Below are 2003 nucleotides of genomic sequence, written 5' to 3' on the forward strand. Positions count from 1 at the left end.
GTTGCCAGACCAGCTTTATTCTAGCACAGGAGGTTCTTTCTCTTCACTAAAGTATTTTTTATCCACCCCCAGTTGAACTGGGGGTTTTATCATGCCTATTCGGCGCCAACAAAAAGGCGCACAGCCGGGAGGGCTGCGCGCCTGGTAAAAAACATATTGGGTCATGGCTTATCTCTCTTTGTTATCCCGGTTTTTTCGGGGCCGGGTAATGCGTCCTTGTTCATCAATGTCAGGAAAGCGGTACGCCAGCTTATCCCATCCAACAGTCAGACCATACAGCATGGCTGTTTGCTGCTGTTTGGTAACGCCCATGGCGGCGTTGAGGCTTTCCGCATACGTCTTGGCATCGATGCCTTCCGGGGGAGCATCGATCTCCCAATATCCATCTTTCCCGTACTGGACGAGCATCACATGATCGAATCCTTCAACCGCACAGAAGCTCAATTCCGGCAGGTTGTGCCGGATTGCAAAATCCTGCTTGATGGATTCCGGGGTATTCGGAAGATCAGGGTTGGTATACGGCACCTGCATCAGACCGCCGCGATACGGAACAAACAGCTGCGGTTTGAAAAACATGGCTTTGTACCGCTCCACCTGCTCATTGGTCAGACTGCAGAAATCATCTTCAGTGAGCCCAACCACAAAGAAGGTCCCGGCGATCACGTCATAGTCATCCAGCGTCCGGTTGAGGGGCAGCCCTTCCAGCTTGCCCTCGTCATTGCAGACAATGCAAGCGTTGTCCTGCCAGGGATACACACATTCGATGAGTCCCCCGACCACAGCCTGTTCTGCTTTCAGACTCTTTGCGATTTCCGCTTCCCGGGGATACTGCCCCGGCTCAACAATCAGCACTTTCAACCATCTATCACATTCTTTCTCCGTTCAGGCAATTCATTTCTCTACAGCGACAACGACTGTCCGAGCTCCATCCCAGTTGTAGGCACAAGTCACAAGCGTCAGCAGGCGTTTCGCTGCTTGCGGTTCATACCCTGTTTCTTCCAGCATCGTGCCGGCAAAAGCGAGGTAATCCTGTTCATCTGCAAACACTGTCCGGTTAAAAGGAATTCTCGACAGGTCGGTTGTCAAAACCGATGCGATCCGGTATTCCCGAACTCCATCCTCCGTTTCCAAGAAAATCGTCGAATGCTGCTCACGGAACTTCTGCTCGGTCAGTTTTTCCAGTACACCAAACATGGTCCCATCATTCATGTTGTGACCGAAGATCACGACATTCTTGCTTTTGGGGGTACAGTCATATTGGAAGAACAGACTTCCGGCCAGTCTCCACCGTCCATCATAATTCCGCCGAAGGTAATATTCAGGATCATCTGCACTGCTTTGCACTACAGGATAGTCCACACAGGTTCCGGGTATGGTAAGCCATGCATGAACATCCGGATAGCGAGAACGCAAGGATGCAAAATCCAATTGGTGCTTCTCCCCGCCATCCTGTTCACTCTCTGCAGATTCAGCCTGCGGCGCAGTGACAATGTATTGGGCTTTCAGATCCTCTGCATCTTTCTGCGTCAGAAACGGCTGAATTACCAGAAACCAGAGCAAACCTATGCTGCAGATGAAAAGGATTCCAAGCAGGAGCCCCTTTACAAAGCGATGCATCATTTTTCTTTACTCTGGCTGTTTTGCTCTCCAGTGTGTTTCTTCTTCCGAATCAGTCCCAAGCCCATGGCTGCCGCCACCCCTGTTCCAAACAGGACTGCAGGAAGCCACGGAATATCACCGGTCTGAGGAAGGACAGGGACAGACGGTGCCGGTGTGGGGGCAGGAGTACTGACCGGCTGTTCCGGAGTAGGAGTCGGATTATCCGGTGTGGGAGGAGTCTCAGGGCTGGGGGCATCGCGCATAATGACCATGCCGTCCTCCAGCTTTTCCCAATGGTCAAAGATCAGCCAGTCTTTGCCGGTGCAGACATAGACATCCGCCGCATTGAGCAGGTCGCCGTTTTCATCCTTGCGCTGCACCAACTTGAAGCGGATGCTTTCTGC

General features: G+C 52.1%; 3 protein-coding genes. All 3 read right to left on the bottom strand.

The genetic code is table 11. The annotated features are described in order from the left end of the window. Window positions 1–168 precede the first annotated feature (168 nt). Complete coding sequence (locus H6B10_RS14210) at window positions 169–852, bottom strand: DUF3846 domain-containing protein (RefSeq protein WP_204652198.1); 684 nt, start codon at window positions 850–852, stop codon at window positions 169–171. A 39-nt stretch (window positions 853–891) separates the two neighbouring features. Beyond that, entirely contained in the window at window positions 892–1620 is a 729-nt protein-coding gene (locus tag H6B10_RS14215; RefSeq protein WP_204652199.1) for a class B sortase, read from the bottom strand. Beyond that, window positions 1617–2003 (bottom strand): LPXTG cell wall anchor domain-containing protein (locus H6B10_RS14220; RefSeq protein ID WP_204652200.1); only part of this gene is annotated, 387 nt, incomplete at its 5' end. The genes H6B10_RS14215 and H6B10_RS14220, both read right to left, overlap by 4 nt.

Source organism: Gemmiger formicilis, from assembly GCF_016901605.1.
Taxonomy (GTDB): Bacteria; Bacillota; Clostridia; order Oscillospirales; family Ruminococcaceae; genus Gemmiger; species Gemmiger formicilis_B.

Coding starts and splice junctions, on each gene's coding strand:
- H6B10_RS14215 (WP_204652199.1), bottom strand. CDS start 1,620: ATGATGCATCGCTTTGTAAAGGGGCTCCTGCTTGGAATCCTTTTCATC.